29 protein-coding genes and 1 tRNA gene are annotated in these 25,796 nt (G+C 63.1%); 12 read left to right on the top strand and 18 right to left on the bottom strand.

Translation table 11 applies throughout. The features are described from left to right. Position 1 precedes the first annotated feature (1 nt). Positions 2–1,636: a Na+/H+ antiporter gene (locus tag ABDW57_RS08300; RefSeq protein ID WP_343729734.1), complete on the bottom strand. Its 1,635-nt coding sequence runs from the start codon at positions 1,634–1,636 to the stop codon at positions 2–4. A 115-nt stretch (positions 1,637–1,751) separates the two neighbouring features. On the opposite strand from ABDW57_RS08300, the gene ABDW57_RS08295 reads away from it, so the two are divergent. The 3 genes from ABDW57_RS08295 to ABDW57_RS08285 all read left to right on the top strand — a co-directional run bounded on the left by ABDW57_RS08295 (position 1,752) and on the right by ABDW57_RS08285 (position 3,339). Next, positions 1,752–1,827 (top strand) — tRNA-Gly (locus tag ABDW57_RS08295). 136 nt (positions 1,828–1,963) lie between these two features. Continuing rightward, on the top strand, positions 1,964–2,932 hold the full coding sequence (locus ABDW57_RS08290) for a chemotaxis protein (RefSeq protein ID WP_343729733.1): 969 nt from the start codon (positions 1,964–1,966) through the stop codon (positions 2,930–2,932). 239 nt (positions 2,933–3,171) lie between these two features. After that, the gene (locus tag ABDW57_RS08285) at positions 3,172–3,339 is read left to right on the top strand and encodes a Flp family type IVb pilin (RefSeq protein WP_343729732.1); all 168 of its coding nucleotides are present in this window, start codon (positions 3,172–3,174) and stop codon (positions 3,337–3,339) included. 88 nt (positions 3,340–3,427) lie between these two features. Here the strand turns inward: ABDW57_RS08285 and ABDW57_RS08280 are convergent, their stop codons facing one another. Then, complete coding sequence (locus tag ABDW57_RS08280; protein ID WP_343729731.1) at positions 3,428–4,171, bottom strand: LuxR family transcriptional regulator; 744 nt, start codon at positions 4,169–4,171, stop codon at positions 3,428–3,430. A gap of 2 nt (positions 4,172–4,173) precedes the next feature. Further along, positions 4,174–4,707 (bottom strand): DUF1993 domain-containing protein, encoded by a 534-nt coding sequence (locus ABDW57_RS08275; protein ID WP_343729730.1) that lies wholly within the window; start codon positions 4,705–4,707, stop codon positions 4,174–4,176. Between the two features lie 222 nt (positions 4,708–4,929). On the opposite strand from ABDW57_RS08275, the gene ABDW57_RS08270 reads away from it, so the two are divergent. Together ABDW57_RS08270 and ABDW57_RS08265 are read left to right on the top strand one after the other, a co-directional pair. Beyond that, entirely contained in the window at positions 4,930–5,199 is a 270-nt protein-coding gene (locus ABDW57_RS08270; RefSeq protein WP_343729729.1) for a hypothetical protein, read from the top strand. Positions 5,200–5,353: 154 nt separating this feature from the next. Next, on the top strand, positions 5,354–5,935 hold the full coding sequence (locus ABDW57_RS08265; protein ID WP_343729728.1) for a DJ-1/PfpI family protein: 582 nt from the start codon (positions 5,354–5,356) through the stop codon (positions 5,933–5,935). Here the strand turns inward: ABDW57_RS08265 and fghA are convergent. Further along, on the bottom strand, positions 5,925–6,767 hold the full coding sequence (gene fghA / locus ABDW57_RS08260; RefSeq protein WP_343729727.1) for an S-formylglutathione hydrolase: 843 nt from the start codon (positions 6,765–6,767) through the stop codon (positions 5,925–5,927). The two genes, ABDW57_RS08265 and fghA, sit on opposite strands and share 11 nt — an antisense overlap. Before the next feature lie 86 nt (positions 6,768–6,853). Here fghA and ABDW57_RS08255 point away from each other — a divergent pair, with 86 nt between their 5' ends. Both ABDW57_RS08255 and ABDW57_RS08250 read left to right on the top strand, forming a co-directional pair. Further along, positions 6,854–8,038 carry a cation:proton antiporter gene (locus ABDW57_RS08255; protein WP_343729726.1) on the top strand — a complete coding sequence of 395 codons (1,185 nt, stop codon included), beginning with the start codon at positions 6,854–6,856 and terminating at the stop codon, positions 8,036–8,038. Next, the gene (locus ABDW57_RS08250) at positions 8,038–9,156 is read left to right on the top strand and encodes a YbdK family carboxylate-amine ligase (RefSeq protein WP_343729725.1); all 1,119 of its coding nucleotides are present in this window, start codon (positions 8,038–8,040) and stop codon (positions 9,154–9,156) included. Before ABDW57_RS08255 ends, ABDW57_RS08250 begins: the two co-directional genes overlap by 1 nt. Here the strand turns inward: ABDW57_RS08250 and ABDW57_RS08245 are convergent, their stop codons facing one another. The 3 genes from ABDW57_RS08245 to ABDW57_RS08235 form a co-directional block, all read right to left on the bottom strand. Beyond that, positions 9,157–9,885 carry a transporter substrate-binding domain-containing protein gene (locus ABDW57_RS08245; RefSeq protein ID WP_343729724.1) on the bottom strand — a complete coding sequence of 243 codons (729 nt, stop codon included), beginning with the start codon at positions 9,883–9,885 and terminating at the stop codon, positions 9,157–9,159. It lies immediately after the preceding gene. 92 nt (positions 9,886–9,977) lie between these two features. Next, on the bottom strand, positions 9,978–10,970 hold the full coding sequence (locus tag ABDW57_RS08240; protein ID WP_343729723.1) for a type 1 glutamine amidotransferase: 993 nt from the start codon (positions 10,968–10,970) through the stop codon (positions 9,978–9,980). A 101-nt stretch (positions 10,971–11,071) separates the two neighbouring features. Continuing rightward, a complete protein-coding gene (locus ABDW57_RS08235) occupies positions 11,072–11,236 on the bottom strand; it encodes a hypothetical protein (protein WP_343729722.1) in 165 nt (54 codons plus the stop codon). A 279-nt stretch (positions 11,237–11,515) separates the two neighbouring features. Here ABDW57_RS08235 and ABDW57_RS08230 point away from each other — a divergent pair, with 279 nt between their 5' ends. Both ABDW57_RS08230 and ABDW57_RS08225 read left to right on the top strand, forming a co-directional pair. Beyond that, positions 11,516–11,908 (top strand): KGG domain-containing protein, encoded by a 393-nt coding sequence (locus tag ABDW57_RS08230; protein WP_343729721.1) that lies wholly within the window; start codon positions 11,516–11,518, stop codon positions 11,906–11,908. 71 nt (positions 11,909–11,979) lie between these two features. Further along, the gene (locus tag ABDW57_RS08225; protein ID WP_343729720.1) at positions 11,980–12,444 is read left to right on the top strand and encodes a YetF domain-containing protein; all 465 of its coding nucleotides are present in this window, start codon (positions 11,980–11,982) and stop codon (positions 12,442–12,444) included. On the opposite strand, the gene ABDW57_RS08220 is transcribed toward ABDW57_RS08225, so the two are convergent. The 3 genes from ABDW57_RS08220 to ABDW57_RS08210 form a co-directional block, all read right to left on the bottom strand. Next, complete coding sequence (locus ABDW57_RS08220; RefSeq protein ID WP_343729719.1) at positions 12,419–13,327, bottom strand: LysR family transcriptional regulator; 909 nt, start codon at positions 13,325–13,327, stop codon at positions 12,419–12,421. The two genes, ABDW57_RS08225 and ABDW57_RS08220, sit on opposite strands and share 26 nt — an antisense overlap. A gap of 200 nt (positions 13,328–13,527) precedes the next feature. Beyond that, on the bottom strand, positions 13,528–15,015 hold the full coding sequence (locus ABDW57_RS08215; protein ID WP_343729718.1) for an AMP-binding protein: 1,488 nt from the start codon (positions 15,013–15,015) through the stop codon (positions 13,528–13,530). 34 nt (positions 15,016–15,049) lie between these two features. Further along, positions 15,050–15,349, bottom strand: a complete 300-nt coding sequence (locus ABDW57_RS08210) for a flagellar basal body rod C-terminal domain-containing protein (RefSeq protein WP_343729717.1) — start codon at positions 15,347–15,349, stop codon at positions 15,050–15,052. Positions 15,350–15,614: 265 nt separating this feature from the next. On the opposite strand from ABDW57_RS08210, the gene ABDW57_RS08205 reads away from it, so the two are divergent. Together ABDW57_RS08205 and ABDW57_RS08200 are read left to right on the top strand one after the other, a co-directional pair. Then, complete coding sequence (locus ABDW57_RS08205) at positions 15,615–17,246, top strand: OFA family MFS transporter (protein WP_343729716.1); 1,632 nt, start codon at positions 15,615–15,617, stop codon at positions 17,244–17,246. A gap of 128 nt (positions 17,247–17,374) precedes the next feature. After that, complete coding sequence (locus ABDW57_RS08200; RefSeq protein ID WP_343729715.1) at positions 17,375–18,016, top strand: phasin family protein; 642 nt, start codon at positions 17,375–17,377, stop codon at positions 18,014–18,016. 61 nt (positions 18,017–18,077) lie between these two features. Here the strand turns inward: ABDW57_RS08200 and ABDW57_RS08195 are convergent, their stop codons facing one another. Continuing rightward, on the bottom strand, positions 18,078–19,031 hold the full coding sequence (locus ABDW57_RS08195) for a DUF4351 domain-containing protein (protein ID WP_343729714.1): 954 nt from the start codon (positions 19,029–19,031) through the stop codon (positions 18,078–18,080). Positions 19,032–19,141: 110 nt separating this feature from the next. Between ABDW57_RS08195 and trxC the strand changes: the two genes are divergently transcribed. Continuing rightward, on the top strand, positions 19,142–19,600 hold the full coding sequence (gene trxC / locus ABDW57_RS08190) for a thioredoxin TrxC (RefSeq protein ID WP_343730006.1): 459 nt from the start codon (positions 19,142–19,144) through the stop codon (positions 19,598–19,600). Here the strand turns inward: trxC and ABDW57_RS08185 are convergent, their stop codons facing one another. From ABDW57_RS08185 to mdcA, 7 genes are read right to left on the bottom strand one after another with little or no spacing between them, the layout of a single operon-like run. After that, complete coding sequence (locus ABDW57_RS08185; protein ID WP_343729713.1) at positions 19,601–20,509, bottom strand: acyltransferase domain-containing protein; 909 nt, start codon at positions 20,507–20,509, stop codon at positions 19,601–19,603. Continuing rightward, positions 20,506–21,570, bottom strand: a complete 1,065-nt coding sequence (locus ABDW57_RS08180; protein ID WP_343729712.1) for a triphosphoribosyl-dephospho-CoA synthase — start codon at positions 21,568–21,570, stop codon at positions 20,506–20,508. The genes ABDW57_RS08185 and ABDW57_RS08180 overlap by 4 nt, the downstream gene beginning before the upstream one ends. After that, the gene (gene mdcG / locus ABDW57_RS08175) at positions 21,567–22,217 is read right to left on the bottom strand and encodes a malonate decarboxylase holo-[acyl-carrier-protein] synthase (protein WP_343729711.1); all 651 of its coding nucleotides are present in this window, start codon (positions 22,215–22,217) and stop codon (positions 21,567–21,569) included. The genes ABDW57_RS08180 and mdcG overlap by 4 nt, the downstream gene beginning before the upstream one ends. Further along, positions 22,204–22,917 (bottom strand): biotin-independent malonate decarboxylase subunit gamma, encoded by a 714-nt coding sequence (gene mdcE / locus ABDW57_RS08170; protein ID WP_343729710.1) that lies wholly within the window; start codon positions 22,915–22,917, stop codon positions 22,204–22,206. Before mdcE ends, mdcG begins: the two co-directional genes overlap by 14 nt. 1 nt (position 22,918) lies before the next feature. Beyond that, positions 22,919–23,821 carry a biotin-independent malonate decarboxylase subunit beta gene (locus ABDW57_RS08165; protein ID WP_343729709.1) on the bottom strand — a complete coding sequence of 301 codons (903 nt, stop codon included), beginning with the start codon at positions 23,819–23,821 and terminating at the stop codon, positions 22,919–22,921. After that, on the bottom strand, positions 23,818–24,132 hold the full coding sequence (gene mdcC / locus ABDW57_RS08160) for a malonate decarboxylase acyl carrier protein (protein ID WP_343729708.1): 315 nt from the start codon (positions 24,130–24,132) through the stop codon (positions 23,818–23,820). Before mdcC ends, ABDW57_RS08165 begins: the two co-directional genes overlap by 4 nt. Positions 24,133–24,142: 10 nt before the next feature. Next, on the bottom strand, positions 24,143–25,795 hold the full coding sequence (gene mdcA / locus ABDW57_RS08155; RefSeq protein ID WP_343729707.1) for a malonate decarboxylase subunit alpha: 1,653 nt from the start codon (positions 25,793–25,795) through the stop codon (positions 24,143–24,145). Position 25,796: the final 1 nt, after the last annotated feature.

The following is a 25,796-nucleotide window of genomic DNA, read 5'->3' as shown; positions in this document are numbered from 1 at the left end:
CTTAGCGGTAGCGCGCTTCCATCAGATCGATCTCGCGCACCAGCTTGCGCGAGATTTCGTCGGAGATGTGGTCATGTTTGGCCAGATCCCACACGGTGCGCCGCTCGGCTTCCAGCGCCGCCAGGCGCAGTTCCTTTTCCGCGTAGTCGGTCTTGCGCCACGCCTGCTCGCTCTCCGGATCGACTTCTTTCAGCTTGTGCTCATAGAAGGCGATTACGCGCGCCGCCGCCTGCGGATACACCTCGGGATCAACGCAGGCGTCGGACTCCATCAGCTCGATCTGCGTTTTCTCGATGGCGGTGATGGCCGCGTTGGCCGCCGCGCGCCGCGCCAGGTCTTCCTCCTGCTGTTCCTCCGGCTCGGCCGGGAAGGTCATACCGGCCAACAGGCGGGGCAGGGCGATGCTGGCCACCAGCAGCGAGATCAGAATCACCGAGCAGGCCAGGAAGATGGCCAGCGCGCGCGCCGGGAACGGCGAACCATCCGGCAGCGCCAGCGGCAGCGTCAGCACACCAGCCAGCGTGATGGTGCCGCGCGCGCCGGCCAGTGTGGTCGCCAGCAGCAGGCGCGGATTGATCTTGTGGCGCGGCTGGTGGCGCACTTTCTGCTTGAAGATGGTCAGCCGCAGCGAAGCCCACACCCACACCATGCGCAGCGCCAGCAGGCCGCCGGTAATGGCAAACGCATACGCCACCAGCCACCAGCGGTTGACATGACCGCTTTCTTCCAGCGAGGCCCCCGCCAGCCGGAAGATGTCCGGCAGTTGTTCGCCCAGCAGCACGAACATCACGCCGTTGAGCGCGAACTGCACCGTGTCCCACACGGCCGAACGCTGGATGCGGGTGTTGGCGTGCGCGTGACCGCTCAATTCGACGTAGCTCATGGTGATGCCGGCCGCCACCGCCGCCAGAATGCCGGATGCGTGCAGACGTTCCGCCACCAGATAGGCACCGAAAGGGATCAGCAGATTGACCAGGATCGGAGAGCCGGGCGGTTCGCCGAAATGCCGCACCAGCCAGCGCTGCACCCAGGTCACCACCAGCGTCAGGCCGACACCAGCGGCGATGCCGGCCGCCACCAGCCAGACGAAGGTGAGGGCGGCAGTTTGCAGCGAGAAGGCGCCGGTCACGGCCGCCGCCACGGCAAAGCGGAAGCACACCAGGCCGGAGGCGTCGTTCAGCAGCGATTCGCCTTCCAGGATGTGCATCAGCCGTTTCGGGATCGGCGAGCTGGAAGCGATCGAGCTGACCGCGATCGGGTCGGTGGGGGAGACGATGGCCGCCAGTGCAAATGCCACCGGCAGCGGCATGGCCGGTATCATCCAGTGAATCAGGAAGCCGGCGCCCACCACGGTAAACACCACCAGTCCGAACGCCAGTTCCAGGATGGTGCCCTTGTCGCGCAGCAGGCCGCTCTTGGGAATGCGCCAGCCGTCGAGGAACAGCAGCGGCGGCAGGAACACCAGGAAGAACAGGTCCGGCTCCAGGTCGACGCCGTGCGAGGATTTGGCGGCGATCAGCGCACCGAGGCCGATTTGCACCAGCGGCAGTGGAATCGCGCGCGGCAGCAGGCGCCGGATGTAGGCGCTGGCCACCACCGCCAACAACATAATCAACACGACTTCAATTGAATCCATTCCCGTCCCTGTTCATTGCAAAACGAGACTAAGCTTACACTATTGGAAGTTCTACAAAAAGTTGCCAGTCAGCTCTGGCGGAATGGAAATGGTTCTGTCATAATACGTGCCTTCTGCGGGAGTAGCTCAGTTGGTAGAGCGCAACCTTGCCAAGGTTGAGGTCGAGAGTTCGAGACTCTTCTCCCGCTCCAGAATTCAGTAGCAAATAACAAGGAAGCCCACGGGCTTCCTTTTTTGTTGTTTATCGTTCTCCAATACAACATCCGATACGACACTTTGCGTTGCAAACGTTATACTGGGCGAGGACCACCGAAGGAGACGAAATCCATGAAATCTGTTCAACAGGAAGTTGATGAGCGCAGTAACTTAACCAACTCCAACAAATTCGAACTCCTCCTGTTCCGCCTGGGCGGCGACGCCAAAGGCGAACATTCGGAGCTGTTCGGTATCAACGTCTTCAAAATCCGCGAGATCGTGGCGATGCCCGAAGTAACTGCTGTGGCCGGATCCCCGCCACACATGCTGGGTGTAGTGAACCTGCGCGGACAAATCATCACGGTGCTGGATTTGCCAGGCATCGTCGGTGTGACCCCAAAAACCGGTCTGAATATCATGTTGGTCACTGAATTCGCGCGTACCACGCAAGCGTTCGCGGTCGAGTCGGTGGATGAAATCGTGCGCCTGGACTGGAGCCAGGTGCTGACTGCCGAAGGCACGGCCGGCGGCAAGGTCACCAGCATCGCCCGCATCGACGGCGACACCCAGAACACCCGCCTGGCGCAGGTGCTGGACGTGGAAACCATCCTGCGCGAGCTGGTGCCGCCGGAAGGCAAGGACGTCGACCCGGAAACCATCGGCCCGAAAGTGCTGCTCAAGCCGGGCTCCGTGGTGCTGGCCGCCGACGACTCGGTGGTGGCGCGCAACCTGATCGAAAAAGGTCTGGAAGCGATGGGCGTGCACTTCATCATGACCAAGTCCGGCAAGGAAGCCTGGGACCGTCTGCAATCGATCGCGGAAGGCGCCAAGGCGGAAGGCCTGCCGATCACCGACCGCGTGGCCATGGTGCTGACCGACCTGGAAATGCCGGAGATGGACGGCTTCACGCTGACGCGTCTGATCAAACAGGACCCGCGCTTCGGCAAGATCCCTGTGGTGATCCATTCTTCGCTGTCGGGCAAGACCAACGAAGACCACGTCAAGGGCGTGGGCGCGGATGCGTATGTGGCCAAATTCTCGGCAGAGGATCTGGCCGGCACCATCCGCAATGTGCTGGGCAAGGCTGCGACTGCCGCTTAAACCCAGGCCTTGCATGGTGAGGCCGCAACGGTAACGTTGCGGCCTTTTTTATTTTTAGCTCTCAGGGCGTGACAAATGTCACCGCATAAAGTGATATTTGTCCGCTGTAAGGTGGCGGTGCGGTGGGTAGAATGTCTTTCATCGGCAGCACACAAGCAGTAACGCAGTACCTAAAACCCGAACCCCGTTTTAGTTGACGCAGCAACCCACTTACTCAACCAACTTTAACGAGGCTCATCATGAACGCAATCACCAACTTCCTCCGCAACGAAGACGGCATCACCGCTATCGAATACGCCCTGATGGCAGCTGCCATCGCCGCAGCGATCACCGCTGGCCTGGCGATTCTTGGCCCGAAAATCACCGCTTCGCTGACCTACATCTCCGGTCTGATCAAATCGTCGTAATCGCTGTCTGCGACGAACAAAAGCCGGAACAGTTGTTCCGGCTTTGTCACTATTTAGGCTGGCTTCATGCGCGCTGCCCCACGCGGCACTAGGCGCGCGGCTTGACCAGGCCGTACATGACGGCCTTGGCCACGGCATGCTGGCGGTTCGAGGCGCCCAGCTTCTTGATCACCGAAGTCAGGTGAAAATTGATGGTGCGTTCCGCCACGCCGACGATCTGGGCCATTTCCCACGCGGTCTTGCCCTCGCACGCCCAGAACACGCACTCCAGTTCGCGCTCGGTCAATTCGTTGACCTTGGGGTTGTCGATCTTGTCGATGCGGATGTAAGCGTCGAAAAGGTAATTGCTGAAGATGCCGGCGGCCGGCAGCAGATTGCCGAGTCGGTCGTCGTCCAGCGTCTGATCCGAACTGGCCAGGCTGAAGAAGGCGGTCTGCCCGCTCGGAGGGCTGAGCGGCACCGTCAAGCCACGGTGCAGGCCATGCGCCCTGCCGCGCTCGATGAAGGCCTTTCCCGCCCCGGCGCCGCCCTGGGCAGCGGGCAGATGTTCCAGTTCGCTCCAGAGGATGGGCGCGGTATTGGAAAAGCTGTACTGGAGGATCGGATCGACCGAGGATGCTCGGCGCTGCAGATAATGGTCGACCCACTCCGTGGGAAAATTCGTCACGGTGATCAGGCGCGGCGCGGTCAGCGACACCGCCTCGCACACGGCGAACATATAGTGCGGCATGCCTGTCGCGCTACAGAAGTCCCTGCAGATGGATTTCAAATCCGTCAGGTGAGGCGCCTTCGACAAGGCATCGCGGAATGCGCGGAGGTGGGAATAGTCCATCGCTACTGGAGGTTGTCCAGATCGGCCGGATCGCACTCGTCGGTGAAGACGAAGCCGAGCGGGTATCGATGATAGCCGTCGAAGTCGGCTTTCCCGATCGGCACCCCGGCATGGCGGGCGATCGCATACACCATCGCATAATGGAAGAAGAAATTCGGCATGGCGTACATCTGGTAGTACTCCCAGCCGTCCAGGTTCAGATCGGCAAAGCCTGCCGCCGTTGAGACGGACCGCGCACCAATCCGGCCGAACGCGTCATCGGGAATGGCCGCCAGATAAGCGCAGGTCGAATCTAGCTCGGCCAGAACGCTTTCAAAGCTGTCGACGTCGTCGCTGAAGGAGACGATGTCCCGGCCGGCCAGCGGGCAGACGGTGCGCAGCGTGAATCCGATCGCCGTTTTCGCCTGCTGCAGCAGCGGGAACATATCCGGATAGAGCCGCTGGCTGCCGATCGCTTTATCGACAGCGCGTACACGTTCGAGCACTTCGCGCAGCCTGCTCAGGTAATGCAAGAAAATTTTGGTTGGCACGACCACGTTGTCTACTCCTGTTCCCGGCACGGTTAGCATGTCGATGGCGGCACGTAACCGCGTTTTGCCGCGCCGCCCCCGATACTATAGCGAAGTGCCCCGGCCTGCTCACCTGTCAGATCTGACACAGCGCTCCCTGCCACATCTAACAGGGAGATCTGACAGCTTCACATGCAGCAGGCAGCGCCTCAGAATGGCTCTTGAATCAACCCAACCGGAGGAGCCAGCATGCACATCCACCCAGCCGCCAGCGAGCGGCGGCGTCTCAGCCTCGTGATCATTCTGGCAGGGTATGCCGCCGCCTGGGTGGTGGTCGTGCCTGTGCTGGCGAACCTCGCGCAGACCGGAGTCGTCGCGCGGCATCATCTTGAGGCCCATCCGACCTATCACCTTCGCTATCCGCCTACACACGAGAACCGAAGACTGCCGTCGACGCCGCCCTGTCCCTGGCAGGACGGACCGGCGACGGCCGCCACGACTAATTGGCTCCCGGTATAGCAGTTGCGCGATAGTAAAGTTCATGAGTTTTCATTTGGGCAAAACGTCCCCGGTTGTCGCGGTGTTCGTGAGCAAAGAGCGGGCAAAGAGGTTAGTATGTTGTGGTCACAATGGGAGCATTGCGGCCCTTTTAACTTCTATGAAAGGATCTACCGTGGCAGCGAAAAAGATACTGTTTTTGACCGGCGATTTTGCGGAAGATTATGAGACTATGGTGCCGTTCCAGGCGCTGCAGGCGGTGGGCCATACGGTGCATGCCGTGTGCCCCGATAAGCAGGCTGGCGACACCATCAAGACCGCCATTCACGACTTTGAAGGCGATCAGACCTACACCGAGAAGCCGGGCCACCGCTTCACCCTCAACGCCAGTTTTGCCGACGCCGATGTCAGCAAATACGATGCGCTGGCGATTGCCGGCGGCCGCGCGCCGGAATACCTGCGCCTGAATCCGCGCGTGATCTCGCTGGTGCAGCAGTTCGCTGCCGCCAATAAGCCAATTGCGGCGATCTGTCATGGCGCGCAGCTGTTGGCGGCGGCCGAGGTCATTCGCGGCAAGACTATCTCTGCTTATCCGGCCTGCTCACCGGAGGTCAAGCTGGCCGGCGCCAACTATGCCGATATTCCGGTCGATCAGGCCGTCACTGATGGCATCTTCGTCACCGCGCCGGCATGGCCTGCGCATCCGGCGTGGATTGCCCAATTCCTGCAGAAGCTGGGCACCGAGATCAAGCTGTGAGGTTCTTCGCGTGGAAGCGCAGGTGGTCTTCTACGAAGGTTGAGATGAAGTAGTAGCCGTGATCGTAGCCAGCGTGCCGACGCAAGGTCAGCGGCTGCGCTGCGGTCTGGCAGGCGGCTTCAAATGCTTCCGGATGCAGCTGCTCTTGCAGGAACTTGTCGCCCAGACCCTGGTCAACCAGGATGCCGGCCGGGAAGGGCGTTTTCAGCTGCGCCATCAGCAGGCTGGCGTCATACTGCGCCCAAGCGGCGCGGTTTTCGCCCAGGTAACCGCTGAACGCCTTCACGCCCCAAGGACATTGCGACGGTGCGGCAATCGGCGCAAACGCGGAGACGGAGCGGAACAGGTCCGGACGCTTCAACGCCACGGTCAGCGCGCCGTGGCCGCCCATGGAATGGCCGAAGATGCCGATGCGCTGCGCATCAACCGGCAGTTCCCGCGCCACCAGTTCGCGCAGCTCGTGGAGGTAGCTGTACATGCGGTAGTGCCGCGACCATGCCGGCTGCGTGGCGTCGAGATAGAAACCGGCGCCGACGCCGAAGTCCCAGCTGGCCGTTTCGCCTTCCACGCCGGCGCCGCGCGGGCTGGTGTCCGGCGCGATCAGCATCAGGCCCAGCTCAGCGGCGACGCGCTGCGCGCCGGCCTTGATCATGAAAGTCTCTTCGGTGCAGGTCAGGCCGGCGAGGTAGAACAGCGCCGGCACCGGGCCGTGCGCCGCTTGCGGCGGCATGAACACCGAGAAGCGCATCGGCAAACCGATCTCGCGCGAATCGTGACGGTAAAAGCGTTGAACGCCGCCGAAACAGACGTGTTCACTAACGATTTCCAGCATATTTGTTTCCTTATGTTCCCCAGCGCACAGTGAAAAAGCTGGCATTAGCCCAGAATTGTACAAGTATCTTTACAAAGGAGAAGTGCATGCCGGATATTCAAGGCATCTTGGCCGATCTGGGCTGGCCGCTGGCGGTTGCCGTGGCGTGGCTGTCGGGCGAATTCGTGCACCGGTGGACGCGGCTGCCGCGCATCAGTGTCTACGGTTTGATTGGGTTTTTACTGGCACAGGCATTCCCGGAGGCGCTCAGCAGCGGCGCGTCCAGCAATGTGACGGTCTTGGCGAACCTCGCCTTTGGTCTGATCCTGTTTGAATTTGGATATCGCATCAATCTGCACTGGCTGCGGATTAATCCCTGGATCGCGGTCAGCGGGCTGGTCGAATCGGCCGCGACCTTTGGCGTGGTCTACCTGATCTCGCATCTGACCGGCATGCCGCCGCTGACCTCTTTGCTGCTGGCCTCGCTGGCGATGTCCACTTCGCCGGCCGGTGTGCTACGCGTGATTAACGAGGAAGACAGTTCCGGCCAGGTGACCGAACGCGTGCTGCACCTGGTCGCAATCAACAGCGTGATTGCGTTGTTCGTGTTCAAGGTGGTGGTGGGCTTCTGGGTATTCCAGACCTCGGGCAGCCTGACGCAAGCCATGTCGCACAGCGGCATCGAGTTGCTGGGGTCGGCCGCCATGGGCGCGGTGATGGGCTTTATCGTGCCGGGCCTGTTGCGCCGCCTGGGCGCGCTGGCGCAGGATGGCACCATCGCCTTTGCGCTGGGCGTGATCCTGCTGGTGGCGGCCGCGCGCGCGTTTGATGTGTCGCCGGTGCTGGCCACGCTGACCTTTGGCCTGGTGGCGCGTCACAAGCGCGTGGCGTTCAGCCGCACCGAGCGCAACTTCGGCGGCATCGGTGAATTGCTGACCGTGCTGCTGTTCGTGTTTGCCGTGTCCACCCTGGAGTGGGAGCGCGTGGTCGATGGCGCCGCGCTGGCGGCCGTGCTGTTGCTGGCGCGCTTTGTGGTCAAGGCGCTGAGCGTGGCGGCGTTTGCGCACGTTGGCGGCATCTCGTGGCGCAAGGGCCTGCTGACTGGCATCGCCTTGTCGCCAATGTCGGTGTTTGTCACGCTGCTGCTGGAGCAAACCAAATACATGGGGATCGTGCTGGTCGATGAACTGGCCGCGCTGGCGGCAATGACGCTGCTGCTGGAGGTGGTCGGCCCCGTCATTACCCAGCGCGCGCTGCACTGGGCGAAGGAAACCCCGCAGGAGGAAAAATAATGGCATTGGAAGCATTTAAGAATTCGCAGCCGCTCACCATGGGGGTGGAGCTGGAGCTGCAACTGGTCAGCCTGTCCGATTATGATCTGACGGCGTCCAGCCCGGACTTGCTGCACCTGTTGAGCCGCAAGCCTTTCCCCGGCAACGTGACGCCGGAAATCACTGAAAGCATGATCGAGATTAACAGCGATGTGCACACCAACCACACCGAGCTGGTGAAGCAGCTGCAAGTGATCCGCGATACGCTGGTGCAGGCCGGCGAACAGCTCAACATTGGCATCTGCGGCGGCGGCACGCATCCGTTCCAGAAATGGTCGGACCGGCGGATTTTCTCCAAGCCGCGCTTCAAGGAAGTGTCGGAGCTGTACGGCTACCTGGCCAAGCAGTTCACCATCTTCGGCCAGCACGTGCACATCGGTTGCGCGTCCGGCGACGATGCGCTGTTCCTGCTGCACGCGCTGAGCCGCTACGTGCCGCACTTTATCGCGTTGTCGTCGTCGTCGCCGTATGTGCAGGGCAATGACACGCTGTTCAACTCGGCGCGCTTGAATTCCGTGTTTGCTTTCCCGATGAGCGGCCGCGCGCCGTTCACGCAAAGCTGGCACACTTTCGAACACGAGTATTTCGCCAAGATGGAACACACCGGCGTGATCAAGAGCATGAAAGACTTTTACTGGGATATCCGTCCCAAGCCGGAATACGGCACCATCGAGCTGCGCGTGTGCGACACGCCGCTGACGGTGGAACGGGCGGCGGCGCTGGCGGTGTACCTGCAGGCGCTGTGCCGCTATCTGCTGGAGCGGCGCGAGGAACCGCCGGCGGAAGACGATTACCTGGTCTACAACTACAACCGTTTCCAGGCCTGCCGCTTTGGCCTCGACGGCACTGTGGTCCATCCGAAAACCTACGAGAGCCTGTCGCTACGCGAGGATATCCTGACCACCTTGCGCAAGATGGAGCCGCACGGCGCGGCACTTGGCAGCAGCGCCGGCCTGCACCATCTGATGCAGGTCACGCATGAGGGCAGCGACGCGCATTATCTGCGCCAGCAGTTCGAACGCAGCGGCAGCGTGGAAGGCGTGGTGGACGCCGCCATCCAGCGTTTCCGCGGGCACTGATTACTTGAAGGTGATGGCCTTGTTCAGGCGGTTGATGATGTCGTCCGGCACGGCCTTGCTGCACATGATGTGACGCTCGGGGCCGCGCGGCATGTCTTTCAGCGACAGCAGGCGCAGGTTGGCGGCGTGCGGGCCGGCCTCGTTCCTGAGGATGTAGTTGCCTTCTTCCTCGGACACAAACATCATGTCCACCGCGCCCTTGGCCACGGACTGCAGCATCTTGACGGTGGCGGCGGTCGATACCGCCACCACCGGGTGCCAGCGCGCGACAAATTTATCCAGTCCGCCGTAGGAATAATTATCCTTGACCAGCACCCGGATATCCTGCTGGCGCGACAGCTCGTCCATGCTGCTGATGCCGCGCGCGGCAAACGCGTTGTTGACCAGCAGCAGCCAGCCCTTGTCACGGTAGATCGCCTTGGTAAACTTGGCATACTTCATGCGCTCCGGCACGGCAAACCAGCCGACCGCGCAATTCAGGGCCTTGGGGTCTTTCACCATGGCCAGCTGGCGGTTGCTGGGCACCTTGTGCCATTGCACCTTGATGCCGGCGCCGGTGAAGGCGGCCAGCGCCGGCGTGCCGGTCAGGCCGGTCGGCGTGCCGTCGGCTTGCGGCATCAGATAGGGCGGGCGTTCGCTATAGGCGACGTGGATGGTGTCTTGCGCCGAGCTGGTCAGCGGCGCAAGCAGCAAACTGGCAAACACGGCGGCGCTACGCGGGCATTTCATGAGGATCTATCCGGGTTCTGGAAGACCGTCAGTCTACACCTTTTGATGGCATATATTCAAAATACATTTATTTATGGCATTATTTTTTTTGCTTAAAAACGTGTCTCCCGGGCCACGCGCAGGAAGTTGTCGAGAATGCCAGTGCAGTCCAGCAGTTCGACTCCGCCGGCGCGGTGGAATTCCGGGTGCCACTGCAGGCCCATCACGAACGGCGCCTTGCGGTAGCGGATGGCCTCGATCATATTGTCCGGCACCGATAGCGCCTCGACCGACATGTCGCGCCCCAGCGTTTTCACGGCCTGGTGGTGGATGGAATTGACCAGCCCGGTCTGCTTGCCCTTGAACATGCGCGCCAGCGAGGAGCCGGCCGGGAAGGTGATTTCGTGGCGGTTACGGTCGTAGTCGTCGTTGACGTGGGCCAGGGACTCCGGCACATCGGTGGCGATGTCCTGGAACAGCGTGCCGCCGAAGGCAACATTGATCAGCTGGCATCCGCGGCAGATGCCCAGCACCGGCTTGCCGGCTTCGACAAATTCATGCAGCAGTTCCAGCTCGTACATGTCGCGCGCGCGGTCGCCCGACCACTCGGGGCGGGTCGGCACTTCCGAATAGCTTTGCGGCGAGACGTCGGCGCCGCCTTGCAGCACCAGGCCGTCCAGGTGCTTGGCGTAGTCGCGCAGGCGGATGTTGGACGGGTGCAGCAAGCCTTCCGTGTTGACGGTCGGGATCATGAACACCAGCACGTCACGCGACATCACCCATTGCGCGATCGACTCTTCCAGGTATTGCAGGTTCTTGCTGCGCAGGCCGGTCGCGCCGGGTTCGGGGTGGAAAATGCGCGCCGAGACGCCGATGTGCAGCGGCCGCTGGATGATGTGGCGCGTGGCCGCGGCGGCAAAGCGCCGGTAGCGCGCCATGATGACCCGGCCCCACAGCGTGAATACGGTGTCGCCGGGATCGAGGTAGCGTGGCGTGCTGTTGTCGTGACGGGTTTTGCGGTCTTGCTTGCGGCGCTCGCCGTGATCTGAGGCGCGGCGTTGTTGCGCTTGCTGTTGTGGATCTGGCTCTTCTGGTCCGGCACTCATGCTGATTCCTGTCTGACTCGGATGGTGCTAGTGTGCCACACGTCAAAGTCAGCAGTCGCCCGCTTCGCTGAGGGGGCGCAGGCACGCCCCTCAGCGACCGCTTACTTCGACTTGCCGCCAGACTTGCCGGCACTGTTGCCGGCGGCGGCGGATTGCTTGCTGCCCTTGGCGCCACTGCTATTGCCAGTGCTTGAGGACTTGCTGCCTTTAGCTTCTTGCAAGCTGCTATTGCCGCCGTTTTTGCCGCCTTGGCTTGGTTTGGTCATGATGTTCTCCTTGGGTTGTGAGGGGCGCGCAATTGCTGGCGCGTTGCGGCTTATCGTAACGCTGGCGTCAGGGCAGGCGTGTAGGATTGCTGCCCGTGCTGCTGTAGGCAGGCACAGTAAAACCGCTGGGCTGAGCTGTATGTGACTACGGGTTTAAACAAGCAAGGAATGTCCTACGCGACGACGGCCGTGTAGCTCTACTCGCATTGCAGTGCTGGCCTTACGATGGCCACTCCCTAGCGCATCTGCACTAGGTTTCACTTTTAAGGAGACCATATCATGGCCAACTCGAATCAAGGCAACAATCAAGGTAACCAAGGTGGTAAGAACCAGCAGAGCGACACCAGCAACCGCGGTTTCGCGTCGATGGATCCAGAACGTCAACGCGAGATCGCTGCTGAAGGCGGCCGCGCCGCGCACGCTTCCGGCAATGCGCACGAGTTCACTTCGGAAGAAGCCCGCAAGGCTGGCAGCATGAGCCATAAAAACGATGGCAACCAGCAAAGCGGTTCGGGCAGCTCCGGCTCGCGTGGCGGCAGCGGTGGCAGCGGCAGCCAGCAAAGCGGCAGCGGCTCGGGCTCGCGCAGCGGTGGCGGCAGCGGCGGCACCCGTGGCGGCACTCCGGAGCAGCATGCTGAAGCCGGTCGTCAAAGCCACAAAAACGATCGCTGATGCAGCGTTAGGGCGCGTACATTGTTGCGCGCCATAAAGTAGTACGGTGGAGGCTCGTTTTAGGAGCCTCCATGTTTGATTTAAGCTTGCCGTGGTGGGAATTCATCCTGCGCGGCGTTATCGTTTATTGCGCGTTGCTGGTGCTGGTGCGCGTGTCCGGCAAGCGGACCGTGGGCCAGTTCACGCCGTTCGATTTGCTGGTGGTGATGCTGCTGAGCGAAGCGGTGTCCAACTCGCTGTCCGGCGGCGACGATTCGGTGGCCGGTGGCTTGCTGATTGCCATCACGCTGATCGCGCTTAACATGCTGCTGGCCTATCTATCTTCCCATAGCTCCAAGCTGGCCACCATGATTGATGGCGAGTCGGTGCTGCTTGGCCGCGACGGCCGCATTTACCGCGACGTAATCAAGCAAAACCGCATCGCCGTCAGCGATGTCGAACAGGCGCTGCGCGAGGCCGATGTGCCGCTGGAAAAAGCCCGCTGCATTTTCCTGGAGGCCGACGGCAGCATCACGGTGCTGGAACAGAAGGACTGAGCCGGCTCACCAGCGCATCGGCAAAGGCGGTGACCAGCGCATCGGCTTGGCGCCGCGTGGCCAGGCCCACCGTGCTGTGCAGGCTGCCGTGCGACAGGGTGACGAAACGCACGCCGGCCGGCGCCGTCAGGCGCATGCAGTCGGGGACGATGGCAATGCCGAGGCCAGCCTCGATCAGATTCAGTTGCGACGACTTGCGCGACAGCGCGCGTGCCGGCTTGGGGAAGAAGCCCAGTTCCAGGCACAGGTTGGCGACCAGGTAGCTCAGGCCGCCGCGGTCCTGGTGCGGAATCGAGATGAAGGTTTGCTCGCTCAGGTCGGCCAGGTCGATATTGTCCAGCGCGGCCAGCGGCGAGTGCTGCGGCACCGCCACCATCAGCCGCTCGCTGCCGATCTCGCGCATCTGGATGTGCGGATGGCGGCGCAAGGTCGGCAGGCGCAGCAGGCCAATGTCGGCGCGGCCTTCCTCGATTTCCAGGGTCTGGTTTTCGGAAGGCAGCATCGAGACGTCCAGCGTCACGCCCGGATGGTCATCCAGCGCTTGCGCCAGCGCGTTGCTGATGCGCGGCGTCAGGATAACCGAGCTGGAATGCTGCAGGCGGATCACGCCTTGCGCACCTTTGCCGACGTGGCGCGCCTGCAGCAGGGTGTCGTCAATGTCTTCGAGGATGCGCTTGCCGCGCTCGAAGAACAGCTGGCCGGCCGGCGTCAGCTCGAACTGGCGGGCGTCGCGCACCAGCAGCGGCGTTTGCAGCGCGTCTTCCAGTTCCTTGATTTGCCGGCTCAGCGCCGACTGGGCGATGTACAGTTTTTCGGCCGCGCGCGAGTAACTGCCGGCCTCCACGATCTCTATGAAATACTTGAACTGTTTGAGCGAAATCACCGTTATGCCGTTTCGAGATAGATGGCCGCCGTTTTTGCTATTGGATCAAATCCGGCCCGGCCGTTAAAGTGAAGCGTCTCTTCTTCATTTACGGAGCCTGCCATGTTGGAATTATTGGGCATCGTCGGCGTGGTGCTGAGTATTGCAGTAAAACTGATTTACGTCCAGATTGCCGGCGCCAGCGGCGAGCAGCACGAGGATTAAACCATCTGCCGCAGCTGGCTCTTGAGAATCTTGCCGGTGGCCGCGGCCGGCAGGGCCGGCATCAGGATGATGTCCGATGGCCGCTTGTACGGCGCCAGATGGTCTGCCAGATAGCTGGCCAGTTCGGCCGGGGTGACCTGGTGGCGCGGGTCTGGTTCGACGAAGGCGATGATGTCTTCGTCGCCGTCTGCGCGGGCACGGCCCAGCACTGCGGATTGTGTCACTGCCGGATGCGCATTGAGCACGGTCTCCACTTCCAGCGGATAGACGTTGAAGCCGGAGCGGATAATCAGCTCCTTGCTGCGGCCGATGATGAACAGCGCGCCGTCGGCATCCTGGCGAACCATGTCGCCGGTGTTGAGCCAGCCATCGTCGCGCAGCACGGCCACCGTCAGGGCTGGCTCCTGGTAGTAGCCGCGCATGACGTTGGGACCGCGCACCCACAGCTCGCCATTGTCCACGCGCACTTCCACACCAGGGATGGGATAGCCGACCGAGCTGTCGCTGCGTGGCGTGTCGAGCCGTGTCTGGCTGACAGTCGGGGCGGCTTCGGTCAGACCATAGCCGTTGTGCAGCGGCACGCCCAGCAATGCTTCCACTTGGGCTTTCAGCGTTGGCGCCAGCGGCGAGCCGCCGGCGTAGGCGAAGCGCAGGTGATTGGGCAGCTTGCGCTGCGCGCCGCCCAGTTTTTCCAGCAGGCGAGCGTACATGGCCGGCACGCCTTGCACGATGGTCAGGCGCTCGTCGTGCAAGGCGTTGAGCAGGGCGTCGGGCGTGAAGCGTGGGCACAGGTGCAGGCAGGCGCCCGCGTACAAAGTGCCCAGCATGACCGAGGTCAGGCCGTAGACGTGGGTGATCGGCAGCACGCCGTAGGCGCGGTCGTCCGGCGTCAGACCGCGCAGGCTGCTCGACACGGCGGCAATGAACAGCAGATTGCGGTGGCTGAGCATCACGCCCTTGGGCGCGCCGGTGGTGCCGCTGGTGTAGAGCAGCGCGGCCACTTGCTGCTCCGATGCGGCGTGCACCGGTTCCGGTACGCAGTGCGGATTCAGCGCACCGACCAGCCAGGTGCCCAGCGGGGTGGGCATCGGTACAGCCTGGTTGCGCGCGGCATGCGCGCTGGTTTCCGGCGACATGGACAAGGGCAGGTAGATCGCCAGCCGCGCGCCGCTGTGGCGCAGCACGACGTCCACTTCGCGCCCCGACAGGCGGCCGTTGATATGGACGATCCAGGCGTCCAGCGCCGCGGCGGCAAACGTCAGCGCCACCTGCGCCACGCAGTTTTCACCTACGATGGCCAGGCGGTCGCCGGGCCGTAGCTGCCAGCGCCGCAGCAGTTCGGCGGCCTGGGCCACGGCCGTGTCCAGCTCGGCATAAGTCCAGTGGCGCTGGCCGTCGTGCAGCGCGTGGGCGTGCGGCGTGCGTTGCGCCCAGCGGCGCGGAATGTCGGAAATACGTGCGGGGAGGGTGTCGAGGAGATCCATTACCGCGCATTGTGGCCGATGTGGCCGGCGGTCATCAAGCCTTGATGTCGATCAGGGTGCCGAGATTCTGGTCGGCGGCCTGCACCACCTTGGCCGACAGGTCGAACTGGGCCTTGTACACCAGCGAGTTGGTGGTTTCGGTGGCAAGGTTGGTGGCGCTGGGCGCATCCGCCTGCGACAGCTGCTGGCCGCGCAGGGACAGCGATACGCCGCTGCCGGCCGGTGCGCTTTCCTGGAACGCCGCCTGCGCCGGCTGGAAGCCCTGCGTGTTCAGATTGGCGATCGAGTTGGCGCTATTGCCCAACGCGCGCTCGGCGGCGTTGAGACCAGACACTCCAGAACTAAGCGCAGCAATGGCCATGGCATTTCCCTCCAGCAAGAAGTCATTAGTTTACACCCCGCACGATAGGAATGCACGCATTGATTAAATTTTAGGCGGCTACCAGGCCGAAATGTTGCCGTGCGGATGCAACAAACCGCGCGGCCGCAAGGCTTTGCGGTTCACCTGGACGATTTGAAACGTATCCCATAGGAATTATATTTGTGCTATTCTTGCGCCCGATATTGTTCACAAGAAACACTTATTGGGGAAAAACTGCATGGCTTTGTTTGATTTTTTAGAAAAGGAACGCACTGTCGCCGGTGCGGGTTTCAATCGATGGCTGGTGCCGCCGGCGGCGCTGGCCATTCACCTGTGCATCGGCATGGCTTACGGGTTCTCGGTGTTCTGGCTGCCGCTGTCCAAGGCGCTGGGCATCAAGGAATCGATCGCTTGCGCGGCTGATATCGGCCTGCTGGAGCGCATCCTGTCGACCAGCTGCGACTGGCAGATTTCGATGCTGGGCTGGATGTACACCATGTTCTTCGTATTCCTGGGCCTGTCGGCCTGGCTGTTTGGCGGCTGGCTGGAACATGCCGGTCCGCGCAAGGCCGGCGTGGTGTCGGCGCTGTGCTGGTGCGGCGGCCTGGTGATTTCGGCGCTGGGCGTGTACCAGCACCAGATCTGGCTGATGTGGCTGGGTTCGGGCGTGATCGGCGGTATCGGCCTGGGCCTGGGCTATATTTCGCCGGTATCGACCCTGATTAAATGGTTCCCGGACCGTCGCGGCATGGCCACCGGCATGGCCATCATGGGCTTCGGCGGCGGCGCCATGATCGGCGCGCCGCTGGCCGACAAGCTGATGAAATTCTTCGCCACCCCGGATTCGGTGGGCGTGTGGCAGACCTTCCTGGTGATGGCGGCGATCTACTTCGTGTTCATGATGGCCGGCGCGCTGTCCTACCGCGTACCGCCGACCGGCTGGAAGCCAGCGGGCTGGACCCCGCCGGCCACCAACGCCAACGCCATGATCACCACCCGTCACGTGCACGCCAGCAAGGTGTGGGGCATTCCGCAATTCTGGCTGGTGTGGTGGGTATTGTGCCTGAACGTGACCGCCGGCATCGGCATTCTGGGCATGGCCTCGCCGCTGCTGCAGGAAATCTTTGGCGGCCAGCTGCTGGGCGTGGCCAAGACCTTCAATGAACTGGATACCGCGCAGAAAGCGCAGATCGCCGCGATTGCGGCCGGCTTCACCGGCCTGCTGTCGCTGTTCAATATCGGTGGCCGTTTTGCCTGGGCCTCGTGCTCGGACTTCCTGGGCCGCAAGGTTACCTACGGCATCTTCTTCGTGCTGGGCTTTGCCTTGTACGCCTCGATTCCGTCGATGGCGCACGGCGGCCATCTGGCGCTGTTCGTCGGCTTCTTCTGCATCATCTTGTCGATGTACGGCGGCGGTTTTGCCACCGTGCCGGCCTATCTGGCCGACTTGTTCGGCACGCAGATGGTGGGCGCGATCCACGGCCGTCTGCTGACGGCGTGGGCGGCGGCTGGCGTGTTTGGTCCCATCCTGGTCAACTACGTGCGCGAGTACCAGATCGCGGCCGGCGTGCCGAGGGCGCAGGCCTACGACATCACCATGTACGTGCTGGCTGGCCTGCTGGTGATTGGCCTGATCTGCAACCTGCTGGTGCGTCCGGTGGCCGACAAGCACTTCATGACCGACGCCGAACTGGTGGCCGAGAAGAAGCTGGCGCATGAGCGCGATGCGGCCGCCGCGACCGGCACGGCGGTGGCGTCGAATGGCGTGACCAGCCCGGCGGCGGTGGCCTTCGGCTGGCTGGCGGTCGGCATTCCGCTGGCGATCGGGATTGCCATCACGGTGCAGAAAGCCGCAGTACTGTTTAAGTAGGAAAAGTCTGGGATGCTGGCACGTTTGATCCAGATCAAACGTGCCAGGTGGGGTTAACGTAGCCTTGACGTTCGCGCTGCAATCGCGGCGACGACAACGCTCCGGCACTTAACTATCGAGGCAAATCTATGTACCCATTCACCCAAACTGTCACCCCTGCAGCAAAAACGCACATGGAAGCGCAACTGTCGTTCTTCAACGACATGTCCAAGTCTCTGTTCCGCACCGTCCAGCAGTACAGCGATCTGAACATCCAACTGGCGCAAACCCTGCTGGAAGAAACCACGCAGGCCGGCCAGCAGGTCATCACGGCCCATCGCCCGACCGAGGCGCTGGCCGCCGCCGCAGCCCATGCCCAGCCAACCGCTGAAAAGCTGCGCGCGTATCAACAACACCTGTCGCGCATTGCCGCCGACACCCAGGTCGACCTGTCCAAGGTGGCGGAAGAACATGTGCAGGAAACCAGCCGCACCGCCAAGGCCCTGGCCGACGAGGTGGCGCGCGTGACTTCCGAGGAAACGGAAAAAACCTTGCGCAGCCATCAGGACGCGGTGGAGCGCTTTACCGATCCGTTCTCGTTCCGCGGCGACGGCGCCCAGCGTTCTCGCGGCAATGAAAGCCGCGGCAGCCAGACCCTGCAGAGCGGTCAGAACGGCACCGAAGGCCGTGAAAGCGGCCATATGCAAGGCGGCCAGGCCACCCAGGCCCAGACCGCAGCCCAAGCCGCCAGTCAGAGCGGCAAGCAGACTGGCGCTCGTAAAGAGACCTGATTGACATTGTCAGCTTTGAGTTGCCGCGCCACGCGAAGTCTCTTCGCGTGGCGCGGTTTTTTTATTGGAAAATCTGCTTCAGCGACTGCGCAGCCGGCAGCGCCACGGCCCAGGCGGTCAGTTGTGTCATGCTGGCCTTGAGCAATTTATTGTGTATAGCCTTCGGCAGTGGACCAAAGCGCTGCGTGAGCTGCCGTTCCAGCAGCATCACCGCGCCTTCTTTCCGGCCTTGTTCCAGACCTTGTTCCACGCCATCGTCGAAGAACATCTGCTCTAATGGATTCATCAATTTCATCTTTTGCTCCTCTTCCAGTTGAAGGATGGCCTGCCAGTACCGCCGTTGGTGCGGCTGCGACAGGACCATCATCCAGTTCATCGCATTGAACAAGGTGATTATCCGCTTTCTATGCCAGCGGTGCTTGAAAAGTAAAGCTGTCAGCCGCAATTTGTCCGCGTAGAGTTGCCGCGGATTGTGGCGGGATTGCTGGGTAGACAGGTGAACCAGAGTGAGCCACGCAAACGGATTGTGCGACGCCAGCAAAGCGTCATTGTGGCCAGCGTGATCAAGCAGTTTGGCTGTGCCGAAAGAGAGATGTTGCACCAAGCCCAGCTGCTCACGATGGAACGCTTGCGGGCGCCAATTCGGATCGTCATCGGCAAGCAATACCAGGCTGGTCACAGGCCGGCCGTATTCGTTGGAAATGCGGTAGTTGTAGTCGAGCACGCGCTGAGTCAGTCTGGTATCGCGTTGCGACTGCACTTCGATGTGAAGCAGAATCCATTCTGCGCTACCGTCGCGCAGGCAGACCTCTGCCAGCTTATCGGCAATCATGTGGTCCGGTGCATCCCCAAAGCCGATTTTTGCCAGCTCTTTGTCGCGGAAGCGCGGGCGTTTCGACCAGTCGATCCTGGCGTGAATGCCCGTAAAGAAGAATGCCGTGAAAGCGCGGAAGGCGTGGGTGATCGTAATTTTCCACGGAATGTCGTAGCGGGCGGGAGGAGTGTGGGCATGCATCGAGCCAGTCTACGGTTGGGACGCGTACGGGCGCGTTGAGTTAAGGCAAGGGCGAGGCAATTTTTGCGGGCTTGGATTATCATGCTGGGCTTGATGGATGGAGGTCGATGATGAGTGGTTCCACGAATGCGCAGCCGGAGTCGCTGCATATTGTTTGCCCGCATTGCGATGCCGTGAATCGCGTGCCGGCGGCCAAGCTGGCGGCCGAGCCGGTGTGCGGCAAGTGCCAGAAGGCGCTGTTCACTGGCGGTCCGGTTGATCTCACCAGTGCGCGCTTCCAGAAGCATATCGAGCGTAGCGATATTCCGGTGCTGGTAGATTTCTGGGCGCCGTGGTGCGGTCCGTGCCGCACGATGGCGCCGTTCTATGCGCAGGCCGCCCAGCGCCTGGAGCCCCGGTTCCGTGTGGTGAAGGTCGATACCGAACAGGCGCAGGATCTGGCGGCACGTTATGCGATCCGCAGTATTCCGACGCTGGCGCTGTTCAAGAATGGCCGCGAAGTCGCGCGCCAGCCAGGCGCGATGGATGCGCAGAATATCGTCGCATGGGCCACGCAGAATAATCGCTGATCAGACCTCGCAAGCGCGCTCCAGCCATTTGCGGATGCCGTCCAGCGTGCGGAAGTCGGCCACCGAGCGCGTAGCGATCTGTGGATGGCGATTTTGCAGCATGTGCGATAGCGCCGCTCCGGGACCGAGTTCCAGAGCGACCGTGATGCCGGCTTCGGCGGCGGCATCCATGCAGGAGAGCCAGCGGATCGATTCTGCCAGCTGGTGAGATAGCGTGTCGACTGCGCGCGCTTTGTCGTTGACCGGCGTTGCATCCACACCAGCCAGGACCGGCACTTGCTGCGCCTGGAAAGTGGTCGCCCGCAAGGCCGCCGCAAATGGCGCTACCGCGCTTTGCATGTACGGCGTGTGCGAGGCCACTGCCACCGGCAGCCGTTTGCTGCGCGCGCCACTGCTTTCCACCGCCTGCTGCAGCTGGTCGGCTTGTTCGGCGGGGCCGCCGGCGATGCAGGTATCTTCTCCGGTTTCGATACTGACATGGTAGCCGTGCGCGGCGGCCAGTGTGCTGGCGCTGGCGAGCGGCAGACCGGTGATGGTGACCAGCGCCTGGCCGGGTGTGGTGCGCTGGCAGTCGTCCATCAGCAGCGCACGCTGGCCGGCGAGCTTGAGGGCCTGTTCGGGCATGATGGCGCCGGCGACGCCGTAGGCCGCTAGTTCGCCGATGCTGTAGCCCGCCACCAGTGCCGGCGAAGGGGCGAAGTCGCGGATGGCTTGCCACATGCTCAGCGTGGCGGCCACGATCAACGGTTGGGCGATGCGGTTGGCGTAGATGTCGCCATCGTGGTTTGCGCCGCTGAGCAGACGGTCGGCCAACGCGTTGGCTGCAGGGCTGGTGCGGGCCAGGGTGAACATGTCGGGATGCTGGTCGCCTTGTCCGGGGCAGAGCAGCAGCAGGCGCGCGCGGCTCATTTGTCGTCCAGCGTGGCCAGTGATTGCACCAGACAGCAGGCAGCGAGCAGGTCGGCCGCGCCGCCGGGCGAGAGGCGGTGCTGCATGAAGACGTGATGGCTGTGCAGCGCGTCCGCATACCAGTTGACGTTGGCGGTGCCGCCGTGCGCGAGAAACCGCTCGGCGTGATCGCGCACGATCTGCGCACCGGGCGGGCCGGCGCGGTGATAGACGTTGCTGTCGCTGATGTGGGCCATCAGGGCGTACAGTGTGTCGACGCGTTCCTCGGTCACGGTGGCGCCGCGTGCGCGCGAGGCCAGCAGGGCGGGGATGCCGATTTCGAATACCGAGGGCAGGCCAAGCGCACCTTCCTCGCGCGCACCGCTCACTGCGTAGCGTGCCGCGACGCGTAAGCCGTTGCTCAGGCCCTCGTCAACTGCTGCCTTGCCATCGTCGCGCGCGGATGCAACCGCCGGTGCCGCTTGCGCAGGCGGCGCGACGGACGGCAAGGGACCGGCTGCCGGGCCGGCAGCGTGGGCGGCAAGCTCCTCGCCCCAGCGTATCAGCATGGCGGCGCGCAGGGCGGCCGGCCTCAATGATGTGCCTTGCGCGCGGGCGCGGCCGGCGGTGGCGCACAGCATGCCAAGGCTGAAGATGGCGCCGCGATGCGTGTTGATGCCGTGCGTGGCTTTCAGCATCGCTGCTTCGGCCGCAATGCCGAGCTGCTTGAGCTGCGCAAACGGCGCATCATCCCATCCTGCCAGGCAGATTTGACGGAAGTAGTGGCGCAGCGCGAACATGCTGCGCATGAAAGTGCCGGCGTCCATATCGTCATGGCTGCCGCTGTCCACCGGCGACACCAGCCCCGGCTTGGGATACAGGCACAACTCCGCGTGTAGGCTGCGCACGGCCAGCCGCGCCACCTCGCGTGCAAATGCGCTCCGCGCTGCGCTGCCGGCGCGCGGCACCAGAACCACCAGTGGTGCGGCTTGGGCGGCGCAAACTTCGCTGCCCGCGATGATGCGACCAGCGACGCCGCGCGCGACGGCCGGCATGTTTGCGAGGGGCGTGGCGCGCATCATTGCTCCTCCAGCGTCGCCAGCAGCGATGCCGTTTCGGCCAGACGCACAGCGCGCAGTTCCTTGACCATGACCTTGGCCGGATGCGCGGTCGCTAACTGCCACTCCTTCCACGATACCGCCGCGCCGCCAGGGAAGACGATTTCGCCGTCCAGTGGAAGATGTGCGGCATGTTCCGACAACAGCGCAACGCCATTCGCCAATTGCTGACGGCTGGCAGGGCGGAACAAGACATCGATGTCGGAGCTCGACGAGAGATACTGCAGGCCAGTCAAGGTCTGCATGGCCAGCGATCCGAACGCGCGCAGCCCCGGCGCCGCATCGCACAGCGCCATCAGACGCTCGCTCCAGATGCCGGCAGCAGCCAGCGTGGACCGCAATGCAATCGCATCGGAGGTGCGGACGACGTGCGCGGAACGGGCGCGCAATGGAATGCGTACCTTGATGCCATTGGCGTCCGGCGGCAGCGGCAGGCCGAGGCAAACCTCATCCGGCGCCACGTCGGCGTCGAGGCGGCGTGCCACGGCAGGCCAGTCCTGGCGCTGCCATTGCGTCAGCGCAGCCTGATGCTCCGGCCGCGCGGCAGCAATTGCCGCCGACCAGCCGGCGTTCGTCAGCCACACCAGCGCATGACGTTCAACGCTGGACATGGCCGCCCGAGACCACGGCATCAATCACCGGCTGCGCCAGACGGCGCCCGCCGCGCTGCAAGCCCAGTGCGCTGCGCTGATCGCCATCGCTGCTGTGCGCCAGCGCCGCACGCAAATGCGCCGCCAGGTCGCCATGCCAGATCGATTCCAGTCCGCCCATGCGCAAATAGTTTTCCGGTCCCGGCGCGAACACCGGATTACTTTGCGCCAGCTCGGTCAACAGCTCTTCCGGCACCTTGGTGATGCGCGCCATTGCGGGCAGCCCCATGACGCGGATCGCCGCATCGGGCAGCGCATGGCAGGCATCCGCCATCAAGCCGCTGGTGATAAAGCCGCCCGACAAAGCCTGGTCGTACACCAGACCGATAATCTTGTGTCCCTTGCGCCGCGCCAGATCCACGCATTTGCCCAGGTGCGCCATGTAGCTGTTAATGCCCAGCATCTCATCGCGGTGCCGCAGGCGCTGGCCCTGTGTGTCGATCAGCATCAGGATCGGCATGCCAGGGTGGTCGCGCACCGTGCGCAGTATCGCCTGCGCCTGCGCCAGCGCGATCTCCACACCGATCGGCGTGTGATTGGTGGTGCCGATCACCGCCACTGCCTGACCGTCCACCTGAGCGCTGCCGCACAAGAACTCATTTTGCTCAACGATGGCGTGCCCTTCAGGGAACAGCGTAGCCGCCAGTTTTTTCCAGTCCATCTCACACTCCCTGACGGCGCGTTGCCGACGCCGCGATAAAACTGTCCACATCCAGCATGGGGATGCTGGCCGCATCCGGCATCTGCATCGCGTTCCAGATATCGACCGGGTCGGGCAGGGCGCCGTAGTTGTTCAGGCGCGCTTTCAGCATGCGCTGCTCGGCTTCCAGCGATTCCAGCGTCAGGCCGGTCGCTCCGCCGGCCAGTGCAGCCACCGCTTCCCGCGCCGCCGCACGGAAGGCAGCGATATCGTCCGCCACAATGCGCTGACAGTCACCCAGCAGGTAGCGATGCTTGCCGCCCGAGGTGCGCCAGACCAGCGCGCGGTCGCGCGAATCGAATTCTTCGACGCCGTTGGCGGTCTCGATCACTTCCGGGCCGGACATGGCCAGGCGGCCTTCCTCCGACATGACGACCACGTTGGCGCAGCGCGTCACGATGCCCATGCCGCCAAACGCACCATTGGCGCCGCCTACCAGCGCGATCACGGCCACGCCGGCGTCACGCGCATCGAGCAGGGCGCGCATGACTTCCGACACGGCGATCAAACCGGCATTGGCTTCGTGCAGACGCACGCCACCCGACTCCACCAGCAACACCACAGCCGTGACTTTGTCCACAATCGCCTTGCGCAGCAGGCCGACAAGCTTGGCGCCATGCACTTCGCCAACCGCGCCGCCCATGAAGGCGCCTTCCTGCGCCGCGACGTAAACCGGCACGTCGCCCAGCAAGGCGCTGCCGATGGCGACGCCATCATCAAACGCCACCGGCGCATTCAGCTGCGCGAGGTGCGGACTGGTGACGCGGGCCGCCGGCGGAAGCCATTCCTTGAAGCTGCCGGCGTCGAACAGATGCTGCAGGCGTTCGCGCGCAGTGGCTTCCTGATAGCTGATCGCGCGGTTCATGCTGCGTCTCCCAGCATGGTTTGCACGGCCTGGTCCAGGCGCAGGCTGACCACGGCCGGCGTGGCGCCCATGTCGTTGATCGAGATGCGGGTGTCGGCCAATGCCCAGCGCGCGTGAAAGTCGCGCATCACCGCCTCCCAGATCGGGCCGAAGCCGACGGCGGCGGTGCTGATCTCGATGGTGCAAGCGCCATCCAGCGCGGCTGGTTCGATCAACACCTCCAGATTGCCCGAGCCGACCACGCCCACCACTTCCGGTGCGGCGGCCAGGCGGCGCGTGCCTTGTTCAAATCGATAATTCAGGGTTTCCATCGTGTGCTCCTTACCAGTTGCGGAAACGCTTGGGCGGGTTGTATAAACCGCCCGATGCGCGCACCAGGTCTTTCATATTGCGGGCTGCCAGCAGGTCGCGCGTGGCGAGGCGCTTGTCGATGCCCAGATCCTCGGCGCGCGTGATGACGCCGCGGTCGCGCAGGTTCTCCACCATGCGCTTGTCGCGTCCCAGGCCGACCGGCGTGTAGCCGGCCACGCCGCGTATGGCCTGTTCGCGCTCCTCGTCGGTGCGGCACAGCAGCAGGTTGGCGATGCCTTCCTCGGTCAGGATATGAGTGACGTCGTCGCCGTAAATCATTACCGGCGGGATCGCCATTTTGGCTTGCTCCATCAGCACCCAGGCATCAAGCTTTTCGACAAAGGCGGGCTGCATATGTTCGCGGAATGTTTCGACCATCTGCACCACCAGCTTCTGGCCGCGCGGGATGGTGTTGCGGCCGGCGCGCGCCTGCTCGCCGGCCTTGAGCCACGCCGGGCTGGCGTGACGGCGTCCGCGCGCATCCGCGCCCATATTGGAGGCGCCGCCAAAGCCCGAGATGCGGCCGGCTGTCGCGGTGGACGAGTTGCCCTGCAAATCGATCTGCAAGGTCGAGCCGATGAACATGTCGCAGGCATAGTGCCCGGCCGCCTGGCACATGGCGCGGTTGCTGCGCATGGTGCCGTCGGGGCCGATCGCAAACACGTCCGGCCGCGCATGGATGTATTCTTCCATGCCCAGCTCCGAGCCGAAGGAATGCACCGAGCTGACGAAGCCCGCCTCGATCGCCGGGATCAGCGCCGGATGCGGATTCAGGGCCCAGTGCTTGCCGATCTTGCCGCGCAGGCCGAGCGACTCGGCGTAGGTTGGCAGCAGCAGCTCGATGGCCGCCGTATCGAAGCCGATGCCATGGTTCAGGCGCTGCACTTCGTACTCGGCGTAGATGCCTTTGATGGCCATCATCGCCATCAGCACCTGGATCTCGGAAATCTGCGCCGGGTCGCGTGTGAACAGCGGTTCGATGTAGTAAGGCCGCGGCGACTGCACCACAAAGTCGACCCAGTCGCCCGGCACATCCACGCGCGGCACCGTGTCCACCACCTTGTTCACCTGGACGATGACGATGCCCTGTTTGAAGGCGGTGGCTTCGACGATGGCCGGCGTGTCCTCGGTATTTGGCCCGGTGTACAGGTTGCCGTGGCGGTCCGCCGCTTCCGCCGCAATTAAACAAACGCGTGGCGGCAGGTCGATGAAGTAGCGGCTGAACAGCTCCAGGTAGGTGTGGATGGCGCCGATATTCAGCTTGCCGGCGGACGCCAGCCGCGCCACCCGCGCCGCCTGCGGGCCGGAAAACGAAAAGTCCAGCCGCGCAGCGACGCCGCGCTCGAAGACATCCAGATGCTCCGGCAGCGCCAGCACCGACTGCAGCATGTGCAGGTTGTTGACACGCTCCGGATTCAGATTGGCCAGCGCATGGCCGAGGAAATCAGCCTGCTTCTGATTGTTCCCTTCAAGGCAGACGCGGTCACCGCATTCAATGACCGCATGCAGCAGATCGGCGATGCGCGCGGCCGGCAGGCTTTTGCCGTCCAGCTCTGCGCCCAGCGCCGCGCGGGCGCGCTGCAATCGCGCCGCGCGATTTTGCTGCAAGGTGTTCCAGGACATT

The sequence above is a fragment of the Duganella sp. genome (assembly GCF_039595735.1).
Classification (GTDB): domain Bacteria; phylum Pseudomonadota; class Gammaproteobacteria; order Burkholderiales; family Burkholderiaceae_D; genus Rugamonas.
This window is presented reverse-complemented; position numbering and strand designations above follow the sequence as displayed.